Raw genomic sequence first — 22808 nt, 5'->3', positions numbered from 1 at the left:
AGCGGCCCTTTTTTTATATATTTGGCCCTGGCTTTTAAAAGCGGCCTCAAAGACAAGGAGGCGAAAATGCAGCTTGGAAAAGTCGTAAGGCTGGAGAGAATTTTTAATAGGAACACAGGGCGGACTATTATAGTCCCTTTAGATCATGGAGTTACCGTTGGACCTATTTATGGTTTAATTGATTTGAGAGATACTGTAAATAAGGTGGCAGAAGGTGGAGCAAACGCAGTACTTATGCATAAGGGACTCCCTCGTTGCTCTCATAGAGGGCATGGAAGAGATGTAGGCCTAATTATTCATCTTTCTGCTAGCACTTGTTTGTCGCCTTTTCCTAATGCCAAAACTTTGGTGGGTACAGTAGAAGATGCTATACGTTTAGGGGCTGACGGTGTGTCAGTTCATGTAAATATAGGAGATGAAACAGAACGCGATATGCTTAGAGCGTTGGGAGATGTTACTTCTAGAGCTAATGAATGGGGTATGCCTGTTTTGGCTATGGTGTATGCAAGGGGGCCAAAAATAGAAAATGAGTATGATGTAGAGGTAGTTAAACATTGCGCTAGATTGGGAGAGGAACTGGGGGCAGATGTAGTAAAAGTTCCTTATACTGGAAGTGCTGAGAGTTTTGAAAGAGTGGTAGAGGCCTGCTGTATTCCTGTGGTAATTGCAGGTGGTGAAAAGATGAATAGCGATTATGATATTCTTAAAATGGTTTACAATTCTATTGCAGCTGGAGGTGCTGGGCTTTCAGTGGGGCGTAACGTGTTTCAACATGATAATCCCACTAAACTTGTTAAAGCTCTTTCATGTATTGTACATGAGGAGGGAAGTATTGAAGATGCTTTAGCTATTTTAGAAACAAAAGACGGGGAATAATTTATGTCTAAAAAAATTTTTTTTAAGGCAATACCTTTTGAAAAAAAATTGGTTACTTTGGCTTTAGAGTCAGGTGTTGATGCTGTTGTTGTGGAAAAAAAACATGTTGAAGATGTAAGAAGTCTTGGAAGGATAGAAGTTTTAGAGCCAGAAGATTTTGTGTTTGTTGATATTCAAGATAAAAAAGATGAAAAACAAGCAGTGAAGTTAGCAAAAGAAGGTAAACAAGTTGTTCTTTTGGAGCATACAGAAATTATTCCTATAGAGAATATTTTGGCTCAAGTAAAAAATATAGGTAAAGAAGTGAGTTCTTTGTCTCAGGCTCAAACTTCTCTTGGTATTTTGGAAAGAGGGGTAGAGTTTTTAATGGTTTTACCTACAGCTAGTAGGGATTTAAAGGAGATTGTTCGTTTGGCAAAACTAAATCAGGGCAAAATAAACTTGCAATTGGCAACGATAAAAAAAATAGAGCCTATTGGTCTTGGTCATAGAGTGTGTGTGGATACTGTTTCCTTGTTAAAGACTGGCCAGGGAATGTTAGTAGGAAACTCTTCAAAATTTACTTTTTTGGTTCATGCAGAGACAGAATCTAATCCATATGTTTCTCCTCGTCCATTTAGGATAAATGCAGGAGGAGTGCATTCTTATACTTTTTTGCCTGCAGATAAAACTGCTTATTTAGAGGAACTAAGACCAGGAAATGAAGTTTTGATTGTAAATGAAAATGGAGAGCAGGAAATAGCTGTTGTTGGTCGAATAAAGACAGAAATACGTCCAATGCTTTTGATTGAAGCAGAGGTGGACGGGCTTTCTGGTTGTGTGATTTTACAAAATGCTGAGACTATTCGTTTAGTTGGTCCAGAAGGTCCTATTAGTGTGGTTAATTTACAGGTAGGGGATAAGGTAAAGGCTTATTTAGACTCTGCAGGTAGGCATTTTGGAATGAAAATAAAAGAAGAAATTATTGAAAAATAGAGTCATGGAAACTTTAGAAGAAATTCGCCAAAAATTAAATATTATAGACACTAAGTTAGTGGAATTACTTAATCAGAGGGCAGAACTTAGTTTAAAGGTGGGTAAAATAAAAGCTAATTCTGATGATATTGTTTTTAAACCATTTAGAGAACGAGAAATTTTAAAAAATCTTCTTAAGCAAAATATAGGTCCCCTTCCTAAAGAACACCTTTTAGCTATTTATAGAGAGATTTTGTCTTCTTCTAGACGTTTACAACGTCCTCAGGTTGTTTTGTTTCTTGGCCCAGAAGGAACATTTTCTCATCTAGCTGGTTTAGAATATTTGGGACAGAGTTTAGATTATTTACCTAAAAGGAATATTGAAGAAATTTTTAAGGGTGTTGTGGATGGAGAAGCAGAATTGGGAATTGTTCCGTTAGAAAATTCTTTACAAGGAAGTGTTGGACAAAGTTTAGATTTTTTTATGCGTTATGATGTTTTTATTCATGCAGAATTTTATTATCGGGTCAGTCATAGTTTGCTTTCTAAAGCAAAAAAGATGGAAACTATTACAAAGGTGCTTTCTCATCCTCAAGCTCTTGAACAGTGTAGTACGTGGCTAAAGCTTAATCTCCCAGATGCTGAGTTAGTGCCTATGCCTAGTACTGCTCAGGCTGCTCAAAAGGTATGTCAAAACGAGAATTTGGCTGCTATTGGTAATAGGAAATTAGCTAATTTGTTTGATCTTAATATCTTAGCTGCTCGAATAGAAGATCTTCCAGATAATTGGACAAGATTTTTGATTATAGCGTCCTCTCCTTCAGAAAAAGAGGGAAAAGAAAAGACTTCTATTGTTTTTACTTTGCCAGATAAGCCAGGTGCTCTTTTTGAGGTATTACAAATTTTTGCTAGAGAACGCATTAATTTAAAAAAATTAGAGTCTAGGCCTTTAAGAGGTGAAAAGTGGAAATATGTTTTTTTCGCAGATGTAGAGTGTGATTTAACCAGCAATGAATATAAAAATTTAATATATGATTTAGGTATAATGTGCCATACTTTAAAAGTATTGGGTAGTTATCCTAGTGGAGAATATTTGGATGCAAGAGTATAATTCAGATAAAATATTAACTATAGAAGCTCCTCCTTCTAAATCTATTTCGCATAGAGCGCTTCTTTGTGCAGCTTTAGCAGATGGAGAATCTTGTTTAGATAATGTGTTGCAAAGTGAAGATATTTTAAGGACAAGAGAGTGTTTATTATCGTTAGGGGTTAAAATAGAAACAAAAGGTTCTTTATTGTTGGTAAAGGGTAGAGGGAAAAAGTTTAATTTTTCAAATAAGATATGTCTTTATGGTGGAGAGTCAGGAACGACCTTTCGGTTGATTACAGGTTTGCTTTGTGGTGCTAGAGGAAAGTTTGAATTTGTCCCAGCAGGAAGAATGGGAGAACGACCTATAGATGGTTTAGAAAAGGCAGTAAAAAATACTGGGACAACTTTTACTTATTTAAAGAAGGCCAAGTGCCCTCCTTTTATATTAGATTCGGTGGGGTTAAATGGTGGATGCTTACAAGTCTCTTTAGAACAATCTAGTCAATATTTATCTGGGTTAATTTTAGGTGCTGTTTTAGCAAAGAGAGAGATTACTATTGAGGTGATAGGTAAAAAGGCTGTGTCTTGGCCTTATGTTGGTTTGACTTTAGAGGTGTTAGAAAATTTTGGCGGTAAATTTAAGGTTCAGGTTTTTGAAAATAATAAATGGCTAAATAAAGATTTTAGAGAAATTAAAGCTGTTATACCCGGTAAAATAAGATTTATTGTTTTCCCAAAGACGTTGAAATCGACTTGTTTTAAGGTAGAAGGAGATTTTAGCAATGCTTCTTATCTTTTAGGTGCAGGAGTTTTAGGTAGAAAGCCTATTTATGTCCAAGGACTTAATTTAAAGTCTCTTCAAGGGGATAGGGCTATTTTAGATATTTTAAAGAATATGGGAGCTAAATTAGAGATTAAAAAAGAAGGGGTAGTGGCATATCCTTCTTTTTTAACGGGAATAGAGGTGGATATGGGATTGTGTCCTGACCTTGTTCCAACAGTAGCTGTGTTGGCTTCTTTGGCAAAAGGAAAAACAGTTATTAAAAATGTTGCTCATTTGAGGATTAAAGAAAGCGATAGATTAGAAGCTATGGCAAAAGAAATAAGTAAAACAGGGACAAAAACATACATAGAGGCGGATAAATTAGAGATTGTGCCTCAAGAACATTTAAGAAAAAAGTGTTATTTTCATTCTTACAATGATCATAGAGTGGCTATGAGCTTAAGTTTATATCGTTTTAAAGGAATAGAAGTGATTTTGGATAATCCAGATTGTGTGGCTAAATCTTTTCCTAATTTTTTCTCTATAATAAACGAGATATTAGCCTATGCTTAAGTCAATAAAGCAAATTACTATTTTTGGTTCAAGAGGACAGATGGGAAGGTTATTTTTTAAAAAAGCTAAAAATTCAGGTTACTTGGTATATGGATTTGATTTGCCCTTAAACCTACAAGATATAGAAGATGCCCTTTCAAGGAGTGATTTAATATTGCTTTGCGTTCCTATTAAGTCGTTAACAAATGTTTTAAAAGAAATTTCTTTTTATCTTCATAGTTCTCAAATTTTGATGGATATTTGTTCAGTAAAAGTTTTACCTTTGCAAATGATGGAAGAAAGTTTTTCAGGACCTGTTGTAGGTTCTCATCCCTTGTTTGGCCCTGATCTTAAGGATGATTTTAGAAAAATAGCTTTATGTCCTGGCAAGATATCTGAATCTGAGATGGAGTTGGTTTATACTTTTTGGCAAGATTTAGGATTTGATCCATTTATTGTTTCTGCTGTTGAGCATGATAAAGCAATGGCTTATATCCAAGGATTAAATTTTATAACAAACTTGACCTATTTTGCTTATAAAGCTGGCCAAAAGGAGATTGAACAATTTATTACCCCTTCTTTTCAGAGGAGAATGGATTCTGCCTATAAAATGTTGGTAAAAGATTTTAGGTTGTTTGCAGATTTGTTTGAAAAAAATCCATATTCTGGAGAAAGTGTGCGTCAATTTAAATCTTATTTAAATTTAGCAGCGGCTGGAGATTTAGAAGTGTTGGCAGAGAAAGCTTGGTGGTGGTGGAGAAACATAAAAATAAAGGGAGGACCATAATATTATTAAAAATTTCAATGGATTTTAAAAAGCCGTGTCCTCCCTGAGGATACGGCTTTTTTTATTTTTAAGGAGGAAAGCTAAATGATTGTTTTAGAGCAAGAAGCAAAAATCTTATCAGCAGATACTCAAACCCCTGTATCTCTTTTTTTAGATTTAATTGGTAAGAAACCAGGTATATTATTAGAAAGTGCAGAAATTGATGGAAGACTTGGCAAGTATAGTCTATTGGCCTGGGACTTCATTTTAGAAGCAAGATGTGTGGCTGGTAAATTAAAATTAAAAATAGGAGATAGCTCTTTAAAGTCTTTTTTGGACTTTCAAGGGGAGAGTTTTTTAGATGGATTGCAAAATTTGCTAGATAATTTAAAAATTATATCCCCGAAAAACATTTTCTGTCCTTTTTTAACGAGATCCTTAATTGGCTATCTTGGATATGGGTTAGCCTCTCATTTTGAGCCAAAATTAACCCCATTTTTACCTGTAGAGGAAGCAGAAGCCTGTTTAGTGCTTCCCTCAAAATTATTGTTGTTTGAGCATTTGTACCATCGTTGTATTTTTATTTCTTTAAGTGGACATGGAGATTTACCACGGCCTAAAAGAAGAAGAGAACACCCAGATATTAAAGTAGGAAAATTAAAATTTCTTTTTTCTAAACAGAAATTTCAAGAAGCTGTAATAAAAACAAAGAAACTTATTCAACAGGGAGAGGCCATCCAAGTAGTATTATCTACTCGTTTTGAGGCGTCTTTTAAGGGAGATGAATTCACAGTCTATCGTCGTTTAAGGTCAATTAATCCATCACCTTATAGTTTTTTTATGCGTTTTGAGACAGAGACATTGTTGGGATGTTCGCCTGAATTAATGGTTAAGTGTGAAAAGAATCTCTTAGAATTAAGACCAATTGCTGGCACTCGCCCTAGAGGAAAAACTGAACAAGAAGATATAGAACTATCAAAAGAACTCTTATCAGATCCAAAAGAAAGAGCTGAGCATGTGATGTTGGTTGATTTAGGAAGAAATGACTTGGGGAAAATATCTGCTAAAGGTAGTGTAAGAGTAGAAAAATTTATGCAGGTGGAGAAATTTTCTCATGTAATGCATCTTACCTCTTATTTAAGATCTACATTAAAATCAGGATTAAAAGCCATTGATGTGCTTAAAGCGACTTTTCCAGCAGGGACTGTTTCTGGTGCTCCAAAAATAAGGGCTATGGAAATTATAGCTGAACTAGAACCACATTCTAGAGGTCCTTATGCAGGAGCAATTGGTTGGCTCGGTTTAGACAAAGAATGGGTAAGTTTAGATACTGGCATCACCATTAGAACATTGTGGTTTAGAAAAGGAAAGGTCTATGGGCAGGCTGGGGCAGGGATTGTGTTTGACTCTAATCCTGAAAAAGAGTGGCAGGAATGTCAAAATAAAGCCAAGGCAATATTAAAGTCTTTAAAAATTCAGGGAGGAACTGATGATTTTGTTAATAGACAATTATGACTCCTTTACTTTCAACCTGGTTCAGGTCTTACAAGTTTTAGGAGAAGATCCTGTAGTATTACGTAATGATGATAAGAGTCTTTTTGAATTAATTAAAAAGGCTAAAAAAAATACTAATATCTCCTGGACCAAGTAAACCAGAGAATGCGGGTTATTGTTTAGATTTATTGCGTTTTGTAAAGAAGAAAATTCCTATTTTAGGGGTGTGTTTGGGCCATCAGATTTTAGGGTATTTTGCAGGTGCAAAAGTAAAACCAGCTCGTAATATTTTGCATGGAAAAACATCTCCTATTTATTTTAAAAAAGAAGAGAAAATTTTTAACGGGATTCCAAGTCCAACTACAATGACAAGATATCATTCTTTGTTAGTTTATCCTCAAAAAGTTCAAGTGCTAGAAGTCATAGCTTGGACAAAAGAAAAGGAGGTAATGGGATTAAAATATATAGATAGACCTTGGTATGGTGTACAGTTTCATCCCGAGTCTGTTTTAAGTGAGAACGGACCTAAGATTTTAGAAAATTTTTTAAATTTATAACAAAAGGAGGTAAAAATGGAAGTTATAAATGTCTGTCTTGATCGGCTTAGTAAAGGAAGAGATCTGGACTATCAGTTAAGTAGGCAGGCCTTTGAAAGAATTTTTGAAAACAAAGTTTCTCCTGTACAAACAGCAGCCCTTTTAATGGGACTTAGTGCTAAAAGAGAAACAGAAGATGAGATTTTAGGTGCTGTGGATGTGGCTTTAGATAAAGCGAGGAAAGTAAAGGGACTTGGACAAATTTTAGTGGATACTTGTGGTACAGGTGGAGATGGTAAAAAAAGCTTTAATTGTTCTACTGCGGTGGCGTTTTTTTTAGCAGATATGGGGATACAAGTAGTAAAACATGGTAATAGGGCTATTTCTAGCACCTGTGGGAGTGCCGATGTTGTAGAGGCCTTAGATTTGCCTATTGTTCAGGAAGAAAGTTTAGTCCAACAAGAATTGAAAAAAAGAAATTTTGTTTTTTTATTTGCTCCTTATTTTCATCCTTGCTTTGCTAATGTAGCGCCTATTAGAAAAGAACTTGGAGTAAGGACCCTATTTAATCTTATAGGCCCTCTTTTAAATCCTGCATTTCCCACACATCAAATTATAGGAGTTCCTAATCAAGAATTTCTACCTTTAGTGGCAAGGGTGTTAGCTAAGAAAGAGAATATCAAAAAAGGATGCGTAGTATATGGAGCAAAAGGATTTGATGAATTAACACCTTGTGGAATCAATAAAATATATTTTGTTGAAAATGGCTCTATTTTTTCATTTGAATTAAATCCAGCTGACTATGGATTCCCTATAGTAGAAGAGGAAAAGTTAATGTGTTCTACTAAAGAGGAGGCTATCTTGCTTCAAAAACAAGTTCTATTAGGCAGGGGGCCAAAAGAATTAAAAGCTATGGTAGCGTTAAATCTAGGGTGCGTCTTGTATTTGTTAAAAGGAAAGGATTTAGGTTTGTGTTTTCAAGAAGCTAGAGAAAAGGTCAATACAGGAGTTAATAGTTTGTTTTCTAAGGAGCAATTATGCTAAATAAGTTTAAAAAATCTAAGTTAAAAGAAATAAAAATACTAGTTGATTTGAAATTTCATAATAAATTTCCTCCTGAGTGGGGGAAAAATAAAGAATCGTTTTCCAAGGCTATTAGTAACTCCTTAGATAAGATAAACATTATAGCAGAATTTAAAAAGGCTTCTCCTTCTTTAGGAAATATTAATTCTAAGGCAGATTTGGAAAATGTGCTTGTTTTTTATAAAGAAGGAGGTGCTATAGCGTTTTCCATTTTAACAGAAGAGAATTATTTTGCTGGCAAGATAGACTTTTTATATCGTGCTGCGCTGTTTGGGCTTCCTATTTTACGAAAAGATTTTATTTTTCACCCCCTACAAGTAGAAATTACAGCAACTACACCAGCTTCTGCTGTTCTTTTAATTGTTAGATTGTTTGAAGATATGAGTGATTTTGAACGATTATATTTTTATTCTTTGGAAAAGAAGCTAGAACCAGTTGTAGAAGTGTTTTCTGAAAAGGATTTGGAAATAGCAAAACGCGTAGGGGCTAAGATTATTCAAGTAAATAATAGGGATTTAAATTCTTTAAAGGTGAATTTAGAAACTTCTTATAATTTAATAAAATATAAGGAAGATAATGAAATATGGATTTCAGCAAGTGGATTAAGTAAAAGAAGCGTGTTGGTTGATTTAAAAAATATTGGATATGATGCTTTTTTAATAGGCACATATTTAATGAAGCAAGAAAAAATATGCTTAACTTTAAGAAATCTTGTTTATGGAGGTAATAATTGATTGTCAAAGTATGTGGTATTACACGTTTATCTGATATAAAATGGCTAGAAAAGATGGAAATAGATTTAATAGGGTTTATTTTGTATTCAAAAAGTCCTAGGAAAGTAGAATTAGAATTTGTTGATAATCTTTGTACTAAACTTAAAAAGGTTGGTGTTGTTGTAGATAAGGGAGTACATGAAATACAAAATATAATGAATAAATTTGATTTTGTTCAATTGCATGGAGATTATGACTTTGAATTATGTAAGGAACTTGAGGCAGAAAAAGTGATTAAAGTGGTTTGGCCAGAAAGATATGATAATGTTAGTTTGTTGAAAAAGGAATTGGATATATTTTTGCCTTTTGTGAAATATTTTTTATTTGATGCAGGTAAATCTTTAGGAGGGCATGGGAGGATTATTGAGTTTGGAGAATGGATAAAACTTCTTAAGGATTATCCTATTTTTTTAGCTGGAGGTATAAATCCCCACAATTTAGGAAAGATACTAGAGATTGGTCCTTTAGGAATAGATTTAAACTCTGGAGTAGAGAGTAGACCAGGGATTAAAAGTAAAGAAAAAGTTAGCTCTATTTTAAAGCAAATTAACTTTAAAGGAGAAAAAAATGACTAATACTTATTTTGGCAAGTTTGGTGGTCAGTTTGTGCCTGAGTTGCTTATGCCACCTTTGCAGGAATTAGAAGAAGCAATGAATACTTTTTTAGGTTCTAGAGAATTTAAGGAAAGATTGGAGAGTATTTTAATACATTATGCTGGTCGTCCTACCCCTCTATATTTTTGTCCTAATTTATCAGAGGAATTGGGCTTTAGGTTGTGGCTTAAACGAGAAGATTTAACCCATACTGGAGCTCACAAGATAAATAATACCCTAGGACAGGCATTACTAGCTAAATTTATGGGGAAAACACAATTGATCGCAGAGACAGGCGCAGGGCAACATGGAGTAGCAACAGCAACAGCTGCTGCTATGCTAGGATTAAAATGTATAGTCTTTATGGGAGCTTTAGATGTAAAAAGGCAAGCCTTAAATGTAAAAAGAATGGAACTCCTTGGGGCAGAGGTTAAGTCTGTGGATAGTGGTACAAAAACCTTGAAAGATGCAATTAATGAGGCTTTGCGGTACTGGATTTCTCATCAAAAAGACACTCATTATTGTATAGGATCTGTGGTAGGACCCCATCCCTTTCCTTTGTTAGTAAGAGAGCTGCAGGCTGTTATTGGAAGAGAGGCTAAAAAACAGTGTTATGAGCAGATGGGGTGTTTGCCAGACAAAATTATTGCTTGTGTTGGTGGAGGTTCAAATGCCATGGGCATTTTCTATCCTTTTTTTGAGGATAAAGATGTAGAATTAATTGGTGTAGAAGCAGGGGGAAGTGGTAAAGAGGAGGATTTTCATTCAGCTACCTTAACTAAAGGGACCCCAGGTGTTCTTCATGGCACCATGACTGCACTTTTGCAGACTAAAGAAGGACAAATATTACCTTCTCACTCTATTGCCCCAGGTCTTGATTATCCTGGGGTTGGGCCAGAACATGCCTACTTTCAAAGTATTGGCAGGGCGCGTTATGAAGTCGTTTATGACCAAGAAGCTTTGGCTGCTTTTTATAAACTTAGCTCCTCTGAGGGGATTATTCCTGCATTAGAAAGTTCTCACGCTCTAGCCTATGCATTTAAGCTAAAAAATCAATTATCTAAGGAGACTAATGTGGTAGTAAACTTGTCTGGCAGAGGGGATAAAGATTTAGATATTGTTTTTAAAAACTACTAGAAGGAGTTAATAAAGATGTCTGATAGTTTTGTTTATAAATTTAATGAGGTTAAAAAGAATTCAAGAGTAGCTTTAATTCCATTTATCACTGCTGGGTTTCCAGACAAAAAAAATTTTTGGGAGGAATTAAAAGAGTTAGATGAAAATGGGGCTGATATTATTGAAATAGGTGTCCCATTTTCAGATCCTGTGGCAGATGGCCCAGTTATTGAAGCTGCTTCTTTGAAGGCTATTCAAGAAGGTGTAGATATAAAATATATTTTAGATGGATTAGCGCAAAGAAAGTTTAATTCACCTTTAGTGTTAATGGGTTATTTTAATCCATTTTATAAATATGGGCTTAAGAAGTTAATTGAAGATTGTTCCAAGGTTGGGGTAAAAGGACTTATTATTCCAGATTTGCCTTTGGAAGAGTATCAAAGATACTTTCCAAAACAGAGTAAAGTTAGGTATATCCCTTTAATCGGCTTAAATACTTCTATAAAACGTATGAAGGCGTATGCTGAGTTAGATCCCCCTTTTGTTTATATCGTTTCTGTTTTAGGAATTACAGGCAATGAACTTTTTATAGAAGATAGTTTACTTTCTCTTCTTGAGAAAATAAAAAAGATTTTTTCTTGTCCTGTGGTTTTAGGATTTGGACTCTCAAATCCTACTCAAATTAAACCCATAATTTCTTTCATCGATGGAGTTGTTTTTGGAACTTCTCTACTTAGATTTTTAAACAATGGAGGTAAAAGTAGAGAGTTTTTACAAAAATGGAAAATTTAGATAAAAATAAGTTTTCTCTAAAAAATAATTTTTTTAGATACTTAGATAAGAAAAAATTTTTTATAATAAAATTATAAGTTATTTTTACAAAAATGGAAAATTAGCTTAAAGAGAAAAAGATTTATTTTGCCAATTTTGTAAAAAAAATGGAGAAAAAAATGGCGAAGATAATGGTTTTCTTCTAATATGTTGTAATTAATGTTGTTTTTGTGTTGGCATATAATTTGTTAGGGATTAAGCATTAAAAACTTTAATTAATGGAGGAGTTATGTCTGATTTTCCAAAGTTTAATTGTAAAAATGCAGATGATGTTTTAAAGGCAGTTAAAGAGTATGATGTAAGTTTTATTCAATTTTGGTTTGTAGATGTTTTAGGCGTATTAAAGAGTTTTCAGGTTACCCCTAGTGAGTTGGAGGGAGCATTTGAAGAGGGAATGGGATTTGATGGTTCCTCAATAGAAGGGTTTTGTAGAATTCAAGAAAGTGACATGGTAGCTTTCCCAGATCCTACTACCTTTCAGTTGGTGGCTTGGAGACCAACTGAAAAGCCCGTTGCTAGAATGTTTTGTGACATAAAAAATCCAGATGGAACTCCTTATGAGGGTGATAGTCGTTATGCTTTAAAGCGTATGACTGAGAAGGCTGCAGAAAAGGGCTATGCTTTTTATGTAGGTCCAGAATTGGAATTCTTTTTATTTCCTAATGAAAGGGAAACTACTCTTTTAGATAGAGGTGGATATTTTGATGCTCCTCCTTTAGACCTTGGTAATGATGTGCGAAGAGATATTATTTTTGCTTTAAATAAGATGGGAATTGTTGTGGAATATAGCCATCATGAAGTAGCTCCAAGTCAGCATGAGATTGATTTGCGTTATCAAGAAGCAGTTAAGATGGCTGATACTGCAGTAACTTATCGAGTTATTGTAAAAGAAACTGCAAGAAAGCATGGTTGCTATGCTACTTTTATGCCCAAGCCATTATTTGGACAAAATGGAAGCGGAATGCATGTGCATCAGTCATTGTTTAAAAATGGTAAAAATGTGTTTTTTGACCCTAAAGGTGAGTATAATTTAAGTGAAGAGTGCCGCCATTATATTGCTGGTCTATTAAAGCATGCTCCAGAAATTACTGCTATTTGTAATCAATGGGTAAACTCTTATAAACGTTTGGTTCCTGGGTATGAGGCTCCAGTATATGTTGCTTGGGCGAGAAGAAATAGGTCTTCTCTTATTAGAGTGCCTATGTACAAACCAGGGAAAGAAGCTGCCACGAGAATAGAACTTCGTTCTCCAGATCCAGCTTGTAATCCTTATTTGGCATTTGCTGTTATGTTGGCAGCTGGTCTTAAGGGAATAGAAGAGAAATATGAGTTACCAGCTCCAGTAGAAGAAGATATTTTTGAAATGAACGAAGCTGAAAGAGCAAAATACGGTATAGAAAGTTTGCCTGGCAGCTTGAATGAAGCGATTGAAGCTATGGAAAAAAGTGAAGTAGTAAAAGAGGCTTTGGGTGAGCATATTTTTAATAAATTTATTGAAAATAAGAAAATGGAATGGGATGCTTATAGAACCCAAGTAACAGAATATGAAATTAAAAAGTATTTGCCTCTTTTATAATTAAAGAAGAATATTTGGTAAAAAAAGGCAGCTCAAAATGGTTGGGCTGCCTTTTTTATTTTTGGGAGGTATATCTTACCCTATATTTCTGGACAAGTAAAAAAAATTTAGTTAATTAAGATAGTTTGAGCTTTGGAAATTTAAAGGAGGGTAAGATGGCTAGACATAAGAAAATTGAACGCCGTAAAGAGCTAGACAGGAGACGGAAGAGAAGAGAAAAAAGATTAAAACAACGCATAAAAGAAGCAATAGAAGCTGCTAAAAAATCTAAAGGTAAATAATATTCTTGACTCTTTTGGTAAAATACTTATCTGGTGCTGCACTTTTTTGCTGGAGGTGGAAAGATGCCTATTTATGAGTATCAATGTAAGGAATGTGGTCATGTTTTTGAAGAATGGCAAAAGAATTTTGATGAACAAGATATTCCTTGCCCCGTATGTGGGGGGAGTACCCATCGTCTTATCTCTAACACTTCTTTTGTGTTAAAAGGTTCTGGATGGTATGTGACAGATTACTGTAGTAGGTCTTCTGCTAATAATGGAGGAGGAAAAACTTCTAACACTTCTTCCAAAAACAATTCCTCTGGAAAAAGTTGCAGCATTTCGTCTGGTGGAAGCGCCAAGTCTTGAGGTTAGATTTCGCAAGGCAGCAGGTAGCTGCCTTTTTTATTTTTTCTTGAAACATATATCAAGGGGAGAGCAATGATAGAACGTTATACTCGCCCTGAAATGGGATCTATCTGGACTTTAGAAAATAAGTTTAGGGTATGGCTAGAAGTGGAATTGGCTGTTTGTGAGGCATGGCATAAGTTAGGAGTAATTCCGGTTAAGGAAATGCAAGAAATTCGCGAAAAGGCTGATTTTGATCTAAATAGGATTTTAGAAATAGAAGAGCAGACAAAACATGATGTAATAGCTTTTTTAACTGCAGTAGAAGAAAAGGTGGGAGCTGCTTCTAGGTTTATTCACTTAGGCTGTACTTCTTCAGATATTGTAGATACTGCGAATAGTATTTTGTTAGTACGTGCAGGAAAGCTTATTCAAGACGCTTTAGACTTAGTCTTAGACACCTTAAAAAAACTTTCTTATGAGCATAAAGAGCTTATTGTGATTGGTAGAACTCATGGAGTGCATGCTGAACCTACTAGTTTTGGCTTAAAAATGGCAGGATTTTATGCTGAGTTTATGCGCCATAAAAAAAGATGGAAAAATGCTGTAGAAAATATTCGTATTGGTAAAATTTCTGGCGCTGTAGGAACCTATGCCCATTTATCTCCAGAAGTGGAAAAAATTGCCTGTGAAATTCTAGGATTAAGAGTTGATCCTATTTCTACCCAAATAGTGCAAAGAGATAGATATGCCCATTATTTTACTTCGCTGGCGCTTATTGCAGGAGGAGTTGAGCGCCTTTGTGTAGAATTAAGACACCTTCAGCGAACAGAGGTTTTAGAAGTAGAAGAGGGCTTTAGCAAAGGACAGAAAGGATCCTCAGCAATGCCTCATAAGAAAAATCCTATTTCTGCCGAAAACCTGAGTGGATTGGCAAGATTGGTAAGAACAAACTCTTTAGCTTCCATGGAAAATATGGCTTTATGGCATGAGAGGGATATCAGTCATTCTTCTGTAGAGCGCGTAATTATGCCAGATTCTACTATTTTGGTGCATTATATGCTGCATCGATTGAATTCTATTTTAAGTAATTTAAAGATAAATAAAGACAATATGGCAAGAAATTTAATGTCTTCTTTTGGTCTTTTTTATTCTCAGAGAGTTCTTTTAGCCTTGATTGATAAAGGCTTAAAAAGACAACAAGCATATGAGTTAGTTCAAAAGACAGCTCTTTCTTGTTGGGAGGAAAAGGTTTCTTTTGAAAAGAAAATTAGAGAGAATCAAGACATTACCAATTATTTGTCTAAGGAAGAATTAGACAGCATATTTGATTTAAACTATTATATAAGATATGTAGATTTAATTTATAACCGGGTGTTTGGAGAGTAGTTGTGGAAGATTTAAAAAAAAGATTAGCTAGTTTACTTTATGAAAAATCTTATAAAGAAGGTAACTTTGTTTTGACATCTGGTAAAAAATCCGATTATTATTTCGACTGTAAACAGACAGCCCTACATCCAGAAGGAAGTTATCTTTTAGGCAGGATATTTATGCAGATTATTCGAAATTTGCCCTATCCTATTGTAGGTGTTGGAGGAATGACTTTAGGAGCAGATCCTTTAGTCAGTTCAGTAGTTTTGACATCTTATTTAGAAAAAATGCCCTTATTTGGATTTATTGTCCGCAAAAAAGCAAAAGGACATGGGACAAATCAATTTTTAGAGGGTTTGGCAAATTTTTCTTCAGGGGATAGGGTGTGTATTTTAGAGGATGTTATCACAACAGGAGGCTCTGTTTTAAAAGCATGTGAGCGGGTAAAGGATAGTGGACTTGTGGTAGAAGATATAATTTGTGTTTTAGATAGGGAAGAAGGAGGAAGGGCATCTCTTGAAAAAGAAGGTTACAATCTATACTCTATTTTTACTAGAGGGGAATTGGTTGCATTGGTAAAAGGATAGACAAGAGATGAGATATTTGAAATTTATATTTGTAGTGGCTTTGATATTAAATTGTGGGTGTTCTTCTAAGGAGATGGAAAAAATACTGTGGCCATCTGAATCCACAGATTATTATTCTATTAGTAAAAAATGGACTAATAATCAAAAGATATATGTTGGATTAGATGAAGTTATAGATGTCTCTTGCGTGTATAAGAGTATGGACTGGCGTAAAGCATTTGTTAGAAAGTGGGCAAAAGTGTATAGTTTAAGTAAAGAGGAAAAAGATGCGTTTTCCCAAAAGGTTTTAGAAGAAGGGAAAGAGAGTATAGAATTTTTTGTAGCTATTTCTTCTACAACTGATGAGTTATCTAAAATTAAAATTCTTTCTCCATTATGGTCAATTTTTCTTGTCCAGAATAATAAAAAAATTTATCCTTTAGAAGTTAGAGAGCTTGAATGGCCTTACCCTAAGATAAAGGAATTTTTCCCATTTACAAATCCATGGCAGAGTTTTTATATTATTAGATTCCCTTATATTGCAAATTTTAAAGAATTGATGTTTGCAGGTCCAGAGGGTCAGGTTGTCTTTACTTGGTAAAATTGCTTTTCTTTTAACTTGGTTAAGTTTACTCATGTCCTGGGAGGCTAGGGCAGAATGGATACTTAGGGTAGAGAATAATCAATTTTTACCAAGTTATTTTTTTGTTGTTAGCAAAGAGCAACAAAAACTTTATTTTTTTTCAAATCATAGTCCATTAAAACAAATTTTTGTCTTGCCGTGTACTACTGGACAAGTAAGAGGAGACAAACAAAAAGAAGGAGACAAGAAAACTCCAGAGGGAGTGTACTTTATTGAAAAAAAATTAACTCATGGTTTAGATTTTTCTTTGTATGGGGGGGTAGCTTTTACTTTAAATTATCCTAATCCTGTGGATATTCTTCATAATAAAAGTGGGCATGGGATATGGATTCATGGAAGAGGTACTCCTATTAAAGCGTTTAACACTCAAGGTTGCGTGGCAGTAAATTTAGATCATATTCCATTGATTGAGGAAAATATTTCTTTTAAAAAAACTCCTGTTATAATTACAAAAGATTTTTATTGGTTAAAGGAAAAAGAAGCGACACAACTCTTTGGTTTTATTTTAGAAAAAGTTCAAGAGTGGTCTTGGGCTTGGCGTAAAAAGTCGCCTGATTTTTTTGATTTTTATGATTCGAACTTAGTTGTAGAAAAGAAAAAAGATTATGCCCATTTTATTGCAAAAAAAAAGGCTCTTTTTAAAAAATATAAATGGATAGATGTATTTATATCTAAGCCTAAAATAATTTATGGGCCAGATTATATAGTTTGTTATTTTGACCAACTTTTTCGTTCACCTGCTCTTTTATCTGTTGGCATAAAGAGATTATATTGGATGCAAAATAAATGGGATTGGAAGATTGTTGGGGTAGAGTGGAGAAAACAAAAAAGAACAGATGTATTGAAAAAATATTTAAAAGCTAGAACAAAAGACTTGAAGACATGGCTGGATGGGTGGAAAACAGCTTGGGAAAAGGCAGATATAAAAGCATATTCTTTGTTTTATGCAGATAATGCTGTACAAGGAAAGGTTAAAGGGTTAAAAAATATTATAAACTTTAAGAAAAATATTTGGGCTAAACGTAAACCTAAAAAGATAGAGATTTATAACTTGCAAATAAAACTTAGTAAGGTTGGATTTAAAATAAATTTTGTGCAGAGATATGAAGATATGTCAGGATATTTTGATCTTGGTAAAAAAGAAATAATAGTAGAACCTTATAAAGATAAATGGAGAATTTTGAAGGAAAAATGGACTAGAATAGATGAAAAATAAGCAGATATATTATAATATAATTGTTTTACGAGATGATACTTCTCTTAAAACTTTTAGAATAAAGAGATGGGTAGTTAAATTTTTGCCCATTTTATTAGTGTTTATTCTATTATACTGTGGTATTAGTACGTTCTTTTTGTTTAAATTAAATAAAGAAAATAAAAAAAATTATGCGCTATTAGAAGAAAAAGAGAATGAGTTAAAGGAAATAAAATTTGAGTTAAGTCGTTTGAACAATGTTAAACAGTTATTAGAAAAGTATGATGAGACATATATTAAAGATTTAGTCTCAGGGATTGCTCAAAATAAGAATAAGCCAGGATTAGATTTAGAGGAACTTTTTGGTAAAAAGAATTTGAATTTAGTTAAGATAAGTAATGTTCAGTGTATAAGAGATAATAAATATTTTCTTATGCGTTTTGACTTAAATAATTTGGAAGCAAATAAAGAAAGTAGAGGAAGAGTTTTTATTACTGTTATTACTAGAGATGGAAAAAGTTATGACTTAAATTTAACTAATGAAGATTTGAAATTTACCATTTCAAGATTCAAGGCTGTTCAGATTAGATTTAAAGTTCCAGATTATATAAGCATGAATAATATTTTTGCATTTAAGTTAACAGTTAAAAACAATCAAGGAAAAGTAATTTTTCGTGAGACATATCCTTTGGATAATATTCTTTTGTAGTGTAGCTCTTAGCAATAGTGTTTTTGCTTCTTCTGGCGTTTATTTCAAAGAAACTTTTTTCCCTTTAAAAGTTTATTTTTTAAAAGGCGAACATCCTGGGCCAACTATAATGCTTCAAGGTGGCATTCAGGGTGATGAGCTTACAGGAGTAATTTGTGCTCAGATTTTAAGTAAGGCGAAAGTAAAAAAGGGAAGCTTGATAATAGTTCCGCGAGCTAATTGGCCTTCTTTGTTTTTATTTAAAAGACAAGTTCATGTGGATTTGAATAGAAGGTTTGATAAAAATTATCGTGAATATTATGAAGATTCTTTAGCACAAGCAATTTTTTATTTAGTAGGATTGAGCGATGGCCTTATTCATCTTCATGAAGGAAGTGGTTTTTATTCTAAATATTATATTGATGTCTTGAGAAATCCTAAACGTTATGGTCAGTCTATTATTATAGATGAACCAGTTTATGAACATATTTATTTGGCAAGTGTGGCTAAAACTGTTTTAAGCGATGTAAACCCTCAAGTTACGCCTTCTAAGTATTCTTTTTCTTTATTTAACATGAACACCTTCTCTCCAACAACTTTATATCCAGAGCAAAAAAAATCTTTAACTTATAATGTACTAAAAAATTATATCAAACCTGCTTTTGCTATAGAAGTTAGTAAAAATATAAAGGACTTGTCTTGGAAAGCAAAACATATGCTTATGTTAATTAAAAGGCTTTGTGCTGAGATGGGAGTTGAATTTGAACTTCCATGGAATAAAGAAATAGAAAAAGATATAAAAAATTGGTTTAAACAGAGGATAGACTTTCAAATTTATCGTGTAAATAACTTTGTATTTAAAGTGCATCTTTCTTATCCAAAAAGTGTGGAAGTAGGTGTAAAAGTTGGAGATATAGATATTGATTTAAAAAATAAAGAGTTCGTCCTTTTTCCAGGACAAAGGACAAATATTGCTTTTATTTTAGATGGAAAAAATGTTTTACAGAAAAAAATAGGACAAAGTAAGTATTATTCGTCTTGTATTGGGTATCCGTTATTAATTTATTCTTTAGACGGTAAGGTCAAATGTGCTTTTCCAGGAGAAACAATTAAGGCATTTGAAGGACAAACACTAATTGTATATGGATTATGGCCTAATAAGAGAGAGGTGATAAATGTAAAAGGTTATATTAAATTTAACTCCTTAACTAATACAGGTCAGGATATAGATTCACCTATTTACTTAACAAAAAATGTGTTTATGTCAAAATATATTAAAGTGTTAAATGATAATACTTGGCAGTTTGATATTATACGGGAAACAAAAAACTCTTATCCCTATAAGTGGAGAGTTTTAGTCTCTAAAGCAAAATTAGAGTATATTGTTTTAATTGATAAAAAAAATAGTCAGTATACTTTGCTAAAGAGTAAGATAAAACAAGGTGACTATAAAATAAAGATATATCCTGAAAAATATTTTTGTTTATTTCTTGATAAATATCCTCTTCCTTACTATAGTGGAGATATTCTTAAACTAGAAGAAGGGTTGCATAGGATTACAATCAGAAATGCTCTTAACTTTGATTTAGTAAAGAAAGAGGATATTTATGTCTCTCCATAATTTTTTTGTTAACTTGCCTTTAAGATATATTTATGATGGCAAAGAATATTTGGATTATTTTCTTAAACATCGTATTCAGCCTGAACTGGGGTTAGATTGGCTTAGTGTGGAGGAGTTCCCTAAGAGCTGGCATTTAGAAGTTGCAGATATTTTTGCAAAACAAGGTCTTAAGGTTTCTATTCATTTGCCTTTTTTAGAATTAAGGCCTGGAGCGCTTGATCCGTTTATTTTAGAAGCTACAAGGAAGCGCTTGTTAGAGGCTGTTGACATAGCTGCAGTATATAGCCCTGTGCATAGTATAGCTCATATTGGATATTTTCCTCAAGAATATGATGATTTTTTTTCTGACTGGTTGGTCAATTCTTTGACTACTTGGGAAATGGTTTTGGATAGGATAAATGAACGTTTTCCTCTTTTTTTGGAAAATGTCTATGAACTTGAGCCTGAACCAATAAAAGATTTATTATCTCATCTAGGGAGTATTAGGTATTTAGGATTTTGTCTAGATATAGGTCACTGGTTTTGTTTTGGAAAAGGAAGTGAGCTTGGTAATTTAGCACAATGGCTTCAGTTGTTGGGACCATTTTTAAAACATCTTCATTTACATGATAATGATGGTTTTGATGATAAACACCTTGGTTTGGGAGCAGGAAATATTCCTTTTGTAGAGCTTTTTGCTGGACTTGAGTTTTTAGAGATTAGTCCAACATATACTTTAGAGCCACACACTAAAGAGGATTTTGATATTTCTGTAGATTTTATAAATAGTCATAAATATTGGTTTTCTCTTTTATCTAAGAAGTGAATGAGCAGATCTTAATTTTTATTACCATTCTCTAGTTTGTATACAAAAGCCATTGTTTTCACATAAAAAATCCCTACAGGCTAGTATTAAATCTTGTTCAACCATTTCTTTAATCATGTCTGAGAAGGTTATTTTAGGCTCCCAACCTAACTTTTCCTTGGCTTTGGTAGCATCCCCAAGAAGAGTTTCTACTTCTGTTGGCCTAAAATAGCGAGGATCTATTTCTATAATACATCGTTCTTCTAAGTCGAAACTATTTATTTTAGGTTTTAAGCCTAGAATATCAAGTAAATGGAAGAATTTGTCCTTATTGAATTTATTTACGAACCCTTTTGTATCTACTCCTTTGCCCTTCCATTCTATTTCTAAACCCAAAAGATTGGCACTTTGTTCTACAAATTCTCTAACACTGTGTTGTTCGCCTGTAGCGATGACATAGTCCTCAGGTTTTTTTTGTTGAAGCATAAGCCACATCATTTTTACATAGTCTTTAGCATGTCCCCAATCTCTTTTGGCATCCAGATTCCCAAGGTATAGTCTGTCTTGTAATCCTAATACAATTCGAGTTAAAGCGCGGGTAATTTTTCTGGTTACAAAAGTTTCTCCTCTAATAGGAGATTCATGGTTAAATAAAATACCATTACAGGCATATATACCATAGGCCTCACGGTAATTTACAGTAATCCAGTAAGCATATAATTTAGCTACTGCATAAGGAGAGCGGGGATAAAAAGGAGTGTTTTCATTTTGAGGTATTTGTTGAACCTTGCCAAATAATTCAGAGGTAGATGCTTGATAAAATTTTGTTTTTTTAACTAGATTTAGAATTCTTATTGCCTCTAATATTCTAAGAGTGCCTAGGGCATCTACATTGGCAGTATATTCTGGATTGTCAAAAGATACTTGAACATGGCTTTGAGCAGCTAGATTATATATTTCATCTGGTTGGATTCGTTGAATTAATCTAATTAGGTTAGTAGAATCAGTGAGATCTCCGTAGTGTAAAATAAATCGCCTATTTGGGTCATGTGGATCTTGGTATAAGTGTTCAATGCGATCCGTATTAAAAAGAGAAGTACGTCTTTTAATTCCATGGACAATATATCCTTTTTTTAAAAGAAAGTCTGCTAAATATGCACCATCTTGTCCTGTAATACCTGTAATTAAAGCTATTTTTTCCATAACTATTCCTTTATGTTGTTATAGTTGGCAACAAACCATTTATAGGTAGAGGATATGCCTTTGTCTAATTTTATTTTAGGTTGCCAGCCTAATTTTTTTATTTTGCTTATATCTAAAAGTTTGCGAGGAGTTCCATCTGGTTTAGATGTGTCCCATATAATTTCTCCATTATATCCAATGATTGTTTTAATTTTATAAGCAAGTTCTTTTATGCTTAAATCTTGGCCGCATCCTATATTTAATAGGCGGGGAAAATCTTGTTTTAGATTCATTAAAAAGATACAGGCTTCTGCTAAATCGTCCACATGGAGGAATTCCCTTTTAGGACGTCCTGTTCCCCAAAGGGTGACGTGCTGCTTATTATTTATTTTTGCCTCATGAAATTTGCGTAACATGGCAGGTAAAACATGACTGGTTTCTAAATGGAAATTGTCATTTGGTCCATATAAATTAGTTGGCATAACAGCAAAGAAATTATCTTTATATTCTTTAAAATAAAATTCGCACATTTTAAGACCAGCAATTTTAGCTATTGCATATGCTTCGTTAGTGGGTTCTAAACTAGAAGTGAGTAAATACTCTTCTTTAATCGGCTGAGGACATTCCCTTGGATAAATACAAGAAGAACCTAAAAATAAGAGTTTTTTGACTTTTGTCTTATGAGCAGCATGAATTACATTTGTCGCAATGGCAATATTTGTATAAATAAATTGAGCAGGATAGGTCGCATTGGCTAATATTCCTCCAACTTTGGCTGCTGCTAAAAATACATACTCTGGTTTATATGTAAGAAAAAAGTCCTCTACTTGCTTTTGATTCGTAAGATCTAGTTTGCTAGATGGAAACCCAATTAGATTAGAGTATCCTTTATCTTTAAGAGCACGCCAGATAGCACTCCCCACCATTCCCTTATGGCCGGCTATGTATATTTTAGAGTTTTTATGCATATATCTTTGCTCCTTAGATAAATTCTCTATTTTATATTTTTAGATTATTCAGTTAGGTATTGAATACCCTTTTCTTATTTATCCTGTCTATAAAAATATTTTTCATGTTAGATTAGAATTTATAAAAAATTAAGAAGGTTTTCAATTTTTTAGTTTTTGAAATGTCTCATTTAGTTTT

Annotated in this window: 23 protein-coding genes and 1 pseudogene; 22 read left to right on the top strand and 2 right to left on the bottom strand. The window is 33.5% G+C overall.

The genetic code is table 11. The features are described from left to right. The first annotated feature begins 66 nt into the window (after positions 1 to 66). From BLP60_RS03315 to BLP60_RS03215, 22 genes and pseudogenes are all read left to right on the top strand, one after another. Entirely contained in the window at positions 67 to 876 is an 810-nt protein-coding gene (locus BLP60_RS03315) for a 2-amino-3,7-dideoxy-D-threo-hept-6-ulosonate synthase (protein WP_092063377.1), read from the top strand. Between the two features lie 3 nt (positions 877 to 879). Continuing rightward, complete coding sequence (locus tag BLP60_RS03310; protein WP_092063374.1) at positions 880 to 1851, top strand: 3-dehydroquinate synthase II domain-containing protein; 972 nt, start codon at positions 880 to 882, stop codon at positions 1849 to 1851. Further along, on the top strand, positions 1841 to 2941 hold the full coding sequence (gene pheA / locus BLP60_RS03305; RefSeq protein WP_234970940.1) for a prephenate dehydratase: 1101 nt from the start codon (positions 1841 to 1843) through the stop codon (positions 2939 to 2941). Before BLP60_RS03310 ends, pheA begins: the two co-directional genes overlap by 11 nt. Then, on the top strand, positions 2928 to 4256 hold the full coding sequence (gene aroA / locus BLP60_RS03300) for a 3-phosphoshikimate 1-carboxyvinyltransferase (protein ID WP_092063371.1): 1329 nt from the start codon (positions 2928 to 2930) through the stop codon (positions 4254 to 4256). The genes pheA and aroA overlap by 14 nt, the downstream gene beginning before the upstream one ends. Next, positions 4249 to 5022, top strand: coding sequence for a prephenate dehydrogenase/arogenate dehydrogenase family protein (locus BLP60_RS03295; protein WP_092063368.1), 774 nt, complete (start codon positions 4249 to 4251; stop codon positions 5020 to 5022). The genes aroA and BLP60_RS03295 overlap by 8 nt, the downstream gene beginning before the upstream one ends. An 84-nt stretch (positions 5023 to 5106) precedes the next feature. Then, positions 5107 to 6516 carry an anthranilate synthase component I family protein gene (locus tag BLP60_RS03290; protein WP_092063365.1) on the top strand — a complete coding sequence of 470 codons (1410 nt, stop codon included), beginning with the start codon at positions 5107 to 5109 and terminating at the stop codon, positions 6514 to 6516. Beyond that, positions 6491 to 7052: pseudogene (locus BLP60_RS03285) on the top strand (anthranilate synthase component II). Before BLP60_RS03290 ends, BLP60_RS03285 begins: the two are co-directional and overlap by 26 nt. 15 nt (positions 7053 to 7067) lie before the next feature. Further along, positions 7068 to 8075 carry an anthranilate phosphoribosyltransferase gene (trpD, locus tag BLP60_RS03280; protein ID WP_092063362.1) on the top strand — a complete coding sequence of 336 codons (1008 nt, stop codon included), beginning with the start codon at positions 7068 to 7070 and terminating at the stop codon, positions 8073 to 8075. After that, complete coding sequence (locus tag BLP60_RS03275; protein WP_092063359.1) at positions 8069 to 8848, top strand: indole-3-glycerol-phosphate synthase; 780 nt, start codon at positions 8069 to 8071, stop codon at positions 8846 to 8848. The genes trpD and BLP60_RS03275 overlap by 7 nt, the downstream gene beginning before the upstream one ends. Continuing rightward, positions 8845 to 9462, top strand: coding sequence for a phosphoribosylanthranilate isomerase (locus BLP60_RS03270; RefSeq protein ID WP_092063356.1), 618 nt, complete (start codon positions 8845 to 8847; stop codon positions 9460 to 9462). Before BLP60_RS03275 ends, BLP60_RS03270 begins: the two co-directional genes overlap by 4 nt. Further along, positions 9455 to 10618, top strand: coding sequence for a tryptophan synthase subunit beta (gene trpB / locus BLP60_RS03265; protein WP_092063353.1), 1164 nt, complete (start codon positions 9455 to 9457; stop codon positions 10616 to 10618). Before BLP60_RS03270 ends, trpB begins: the two co-directional genes overlap by 8 nt. Positions 10619 to 10633: 15 nt before the next feature. Then, positions 10634 to 11389, top strand: coding sequence for a tryptophan synthase subunit alpha (gene trpA, locus BLP60_RS03260; RefSeq protein WP_092063350.1), 756 nt, complete (start codon positions 10634 to 10636; stop codon positions 11387 to 11389). 268 nt (positions 11390 to 11657) lie between these two features. Beyond that, positions 11658 to 13004 (top strand): type I glutamate--ammonia ligase, encoded by a 1347-nt coding sequence (gene glnA / locus BLP60_RS03255; RefSeq protein WP_092063347.1) that lies wholly within the window; start codon positions 11658 to 11660, stop codon positions 13002 to 13004. 155 nt (positions 13005 to 13159) lie between these two features. Beyond that, a complete protein-coding gene (locus BLP60_RS10725; RefSeq protein WP_289626252.1) occupies positions 13160 to 13285 on the top strand; it encodes a hypothetical protein in 126 nt (41 codons plus the stop codon). 63 nt (positions 13286 to 13348) lie between these two features. Continuing rightward, positions 13349 to 13633 (top strand): FmdB family zinc ribbon protein, encoded by a 285-nt coding sequence (locus tag BLP60_RS03250; RefSeq protein WP_092063345.1) that lies wholly within the window; start codon positions 13349 to 13351, stop codon positions 13631 to 13633. A 72-nt stretch (positions 13634 to 13705) separates the two neighbouring features. After that, positions 13706 to 15001 (top strand): adenylosuccinate lyase, encoded by a 1296-nt coding sequence (gene purB / locus BLP60_RS03245; protein WP_092063343.1) that lies wholly within the window; start codon positions 13706 to 13708, stop codon positions 14999 to 15001. Positions 15002 to 15003: 2 nt separating this feature from the next. Then, a complete protein-coding gene (pyrE, locus tag BLP60_RS03240; RefSeq protein WP_092063341.1) occupies positions 15004 to 15570 on the top strand; it encodes an orotate phosphoribosyltransferase in 567 nt (188 codons plus the stop codon). A 7-nt stretch (positions 15571 to 15577) separates the two neighbouring features. Next, the gene (locus tag BLP60_RS03235) at positions 15578 to 16150 is read left to right on the top strand and encodes a hypothetical protein (RefSeq protein WP_092063338.1); all 573 of its coding nucleotides are present in this window, start codon (positions 15578 to 15580) and stop codon (positions 16148 to 16150) included. Next, complete coding sequence (locus BLP60_RS03230) at positions 16134 to 17408, top strand: L,D-transpeptidase family protein (RefSeq protein ID WP_092063335.1); 1275 nt, start codon at positions 16134 to 16136, stop codon at positions 17406 to 17408. The genes BLP60_RS03235 and BLP60_RS03230 overlap by 17 nt, the downstream gene beginning before the upstream one ends. Then, positions 17398 to 18096, top strand: a complete 699-nt coding sequence (locus BLP60_RS03225) for a hypothetical protein (protein WP_092063332.1) — start codon at positions 17398 to 17400, stop codon at positions 18094 to 18096. Before BLP60_RS03230 ends, BLP60_RS03225 begins: the two co-directional genes overlap by 11 nt. Continuing rightward, positions 18062 to 19696: a M99 family carboxypeptidase catalytic domain-containing protein gene (locus BLP60_RS03220; protein WP_092063328.1), complete on the top strand. Its 1635-nt coding sequence runs from the start codon at positions 18062 to 18064 to the stop codon at positions 19694 to 19696. The genes BLP60_RS03225 and BLP60_RS03220 overlap by 35 nt, the downstream gene beginning before the upstream one ends. Further along, a complete protein-coding gene (locus BLP60_RS03215) occupies positions 19683 to 20501 on the top strand; it encodes a sugar phosphate isomerase/epimerase family protein (protein WP_092063325.1) in 819 nt (272 codons plus the stop codon). Before BLP60_RS03220 ends, BLP60_RS03215 begins: the two co-directional genes overlap by 14 nt. A gap of 21 nt (positions 20502 to 20522) precedes the next feature. Here BLP60_RS03215 and gmd read toward each other — a convergent pair whose 3' ends face one another. Both gmd and BLP60_RS03205 read right to left on the bottom strand, forming a co-directional pair. After that, positions 20523 to 21683, bottom strand: a complete 1161-nt coding sequence (gmd, locus tag BLP60_RS03210; RefSeq protein WP_092063322.1) for a GDP-mannose 4,6-dehydratase — start codon at positions 21681 to 21683, stop codon at positions 20523 to 20525. A gap of 2 nt (positions 21684 to 21685) precedes the next feature. After that, the gene (locus BLP60_RS03205; protein WP_092063319.1) at positions 21686 to 22630 is read right to left on the bottom strand and encodes a GDP-L-fucose synthase family protein; all 945 of its coding nucleotides are present in this window, start codon (positions 22628 to 22630) and stop codon (positions 21686 to 21688) included. Positions 22631 to 22808: the final 178 nt, after the last annotated feature.

The sequence above is a fragment of the Desulfonauticus submarinus genome, from assembly GCF_900104045.1.
Lineage (GTDB): Bacteria > Desulfobacterota > Desulfovibrionia > Desulfovibrionales > Desulfonatronovibrionaceae > Desulfonauticus > Desulfonauticus submarinus.
Note: the sequence above shows the minus strand (reverse complement) of the source record. Positions and strands in the feature narration are given on the sequence as shown.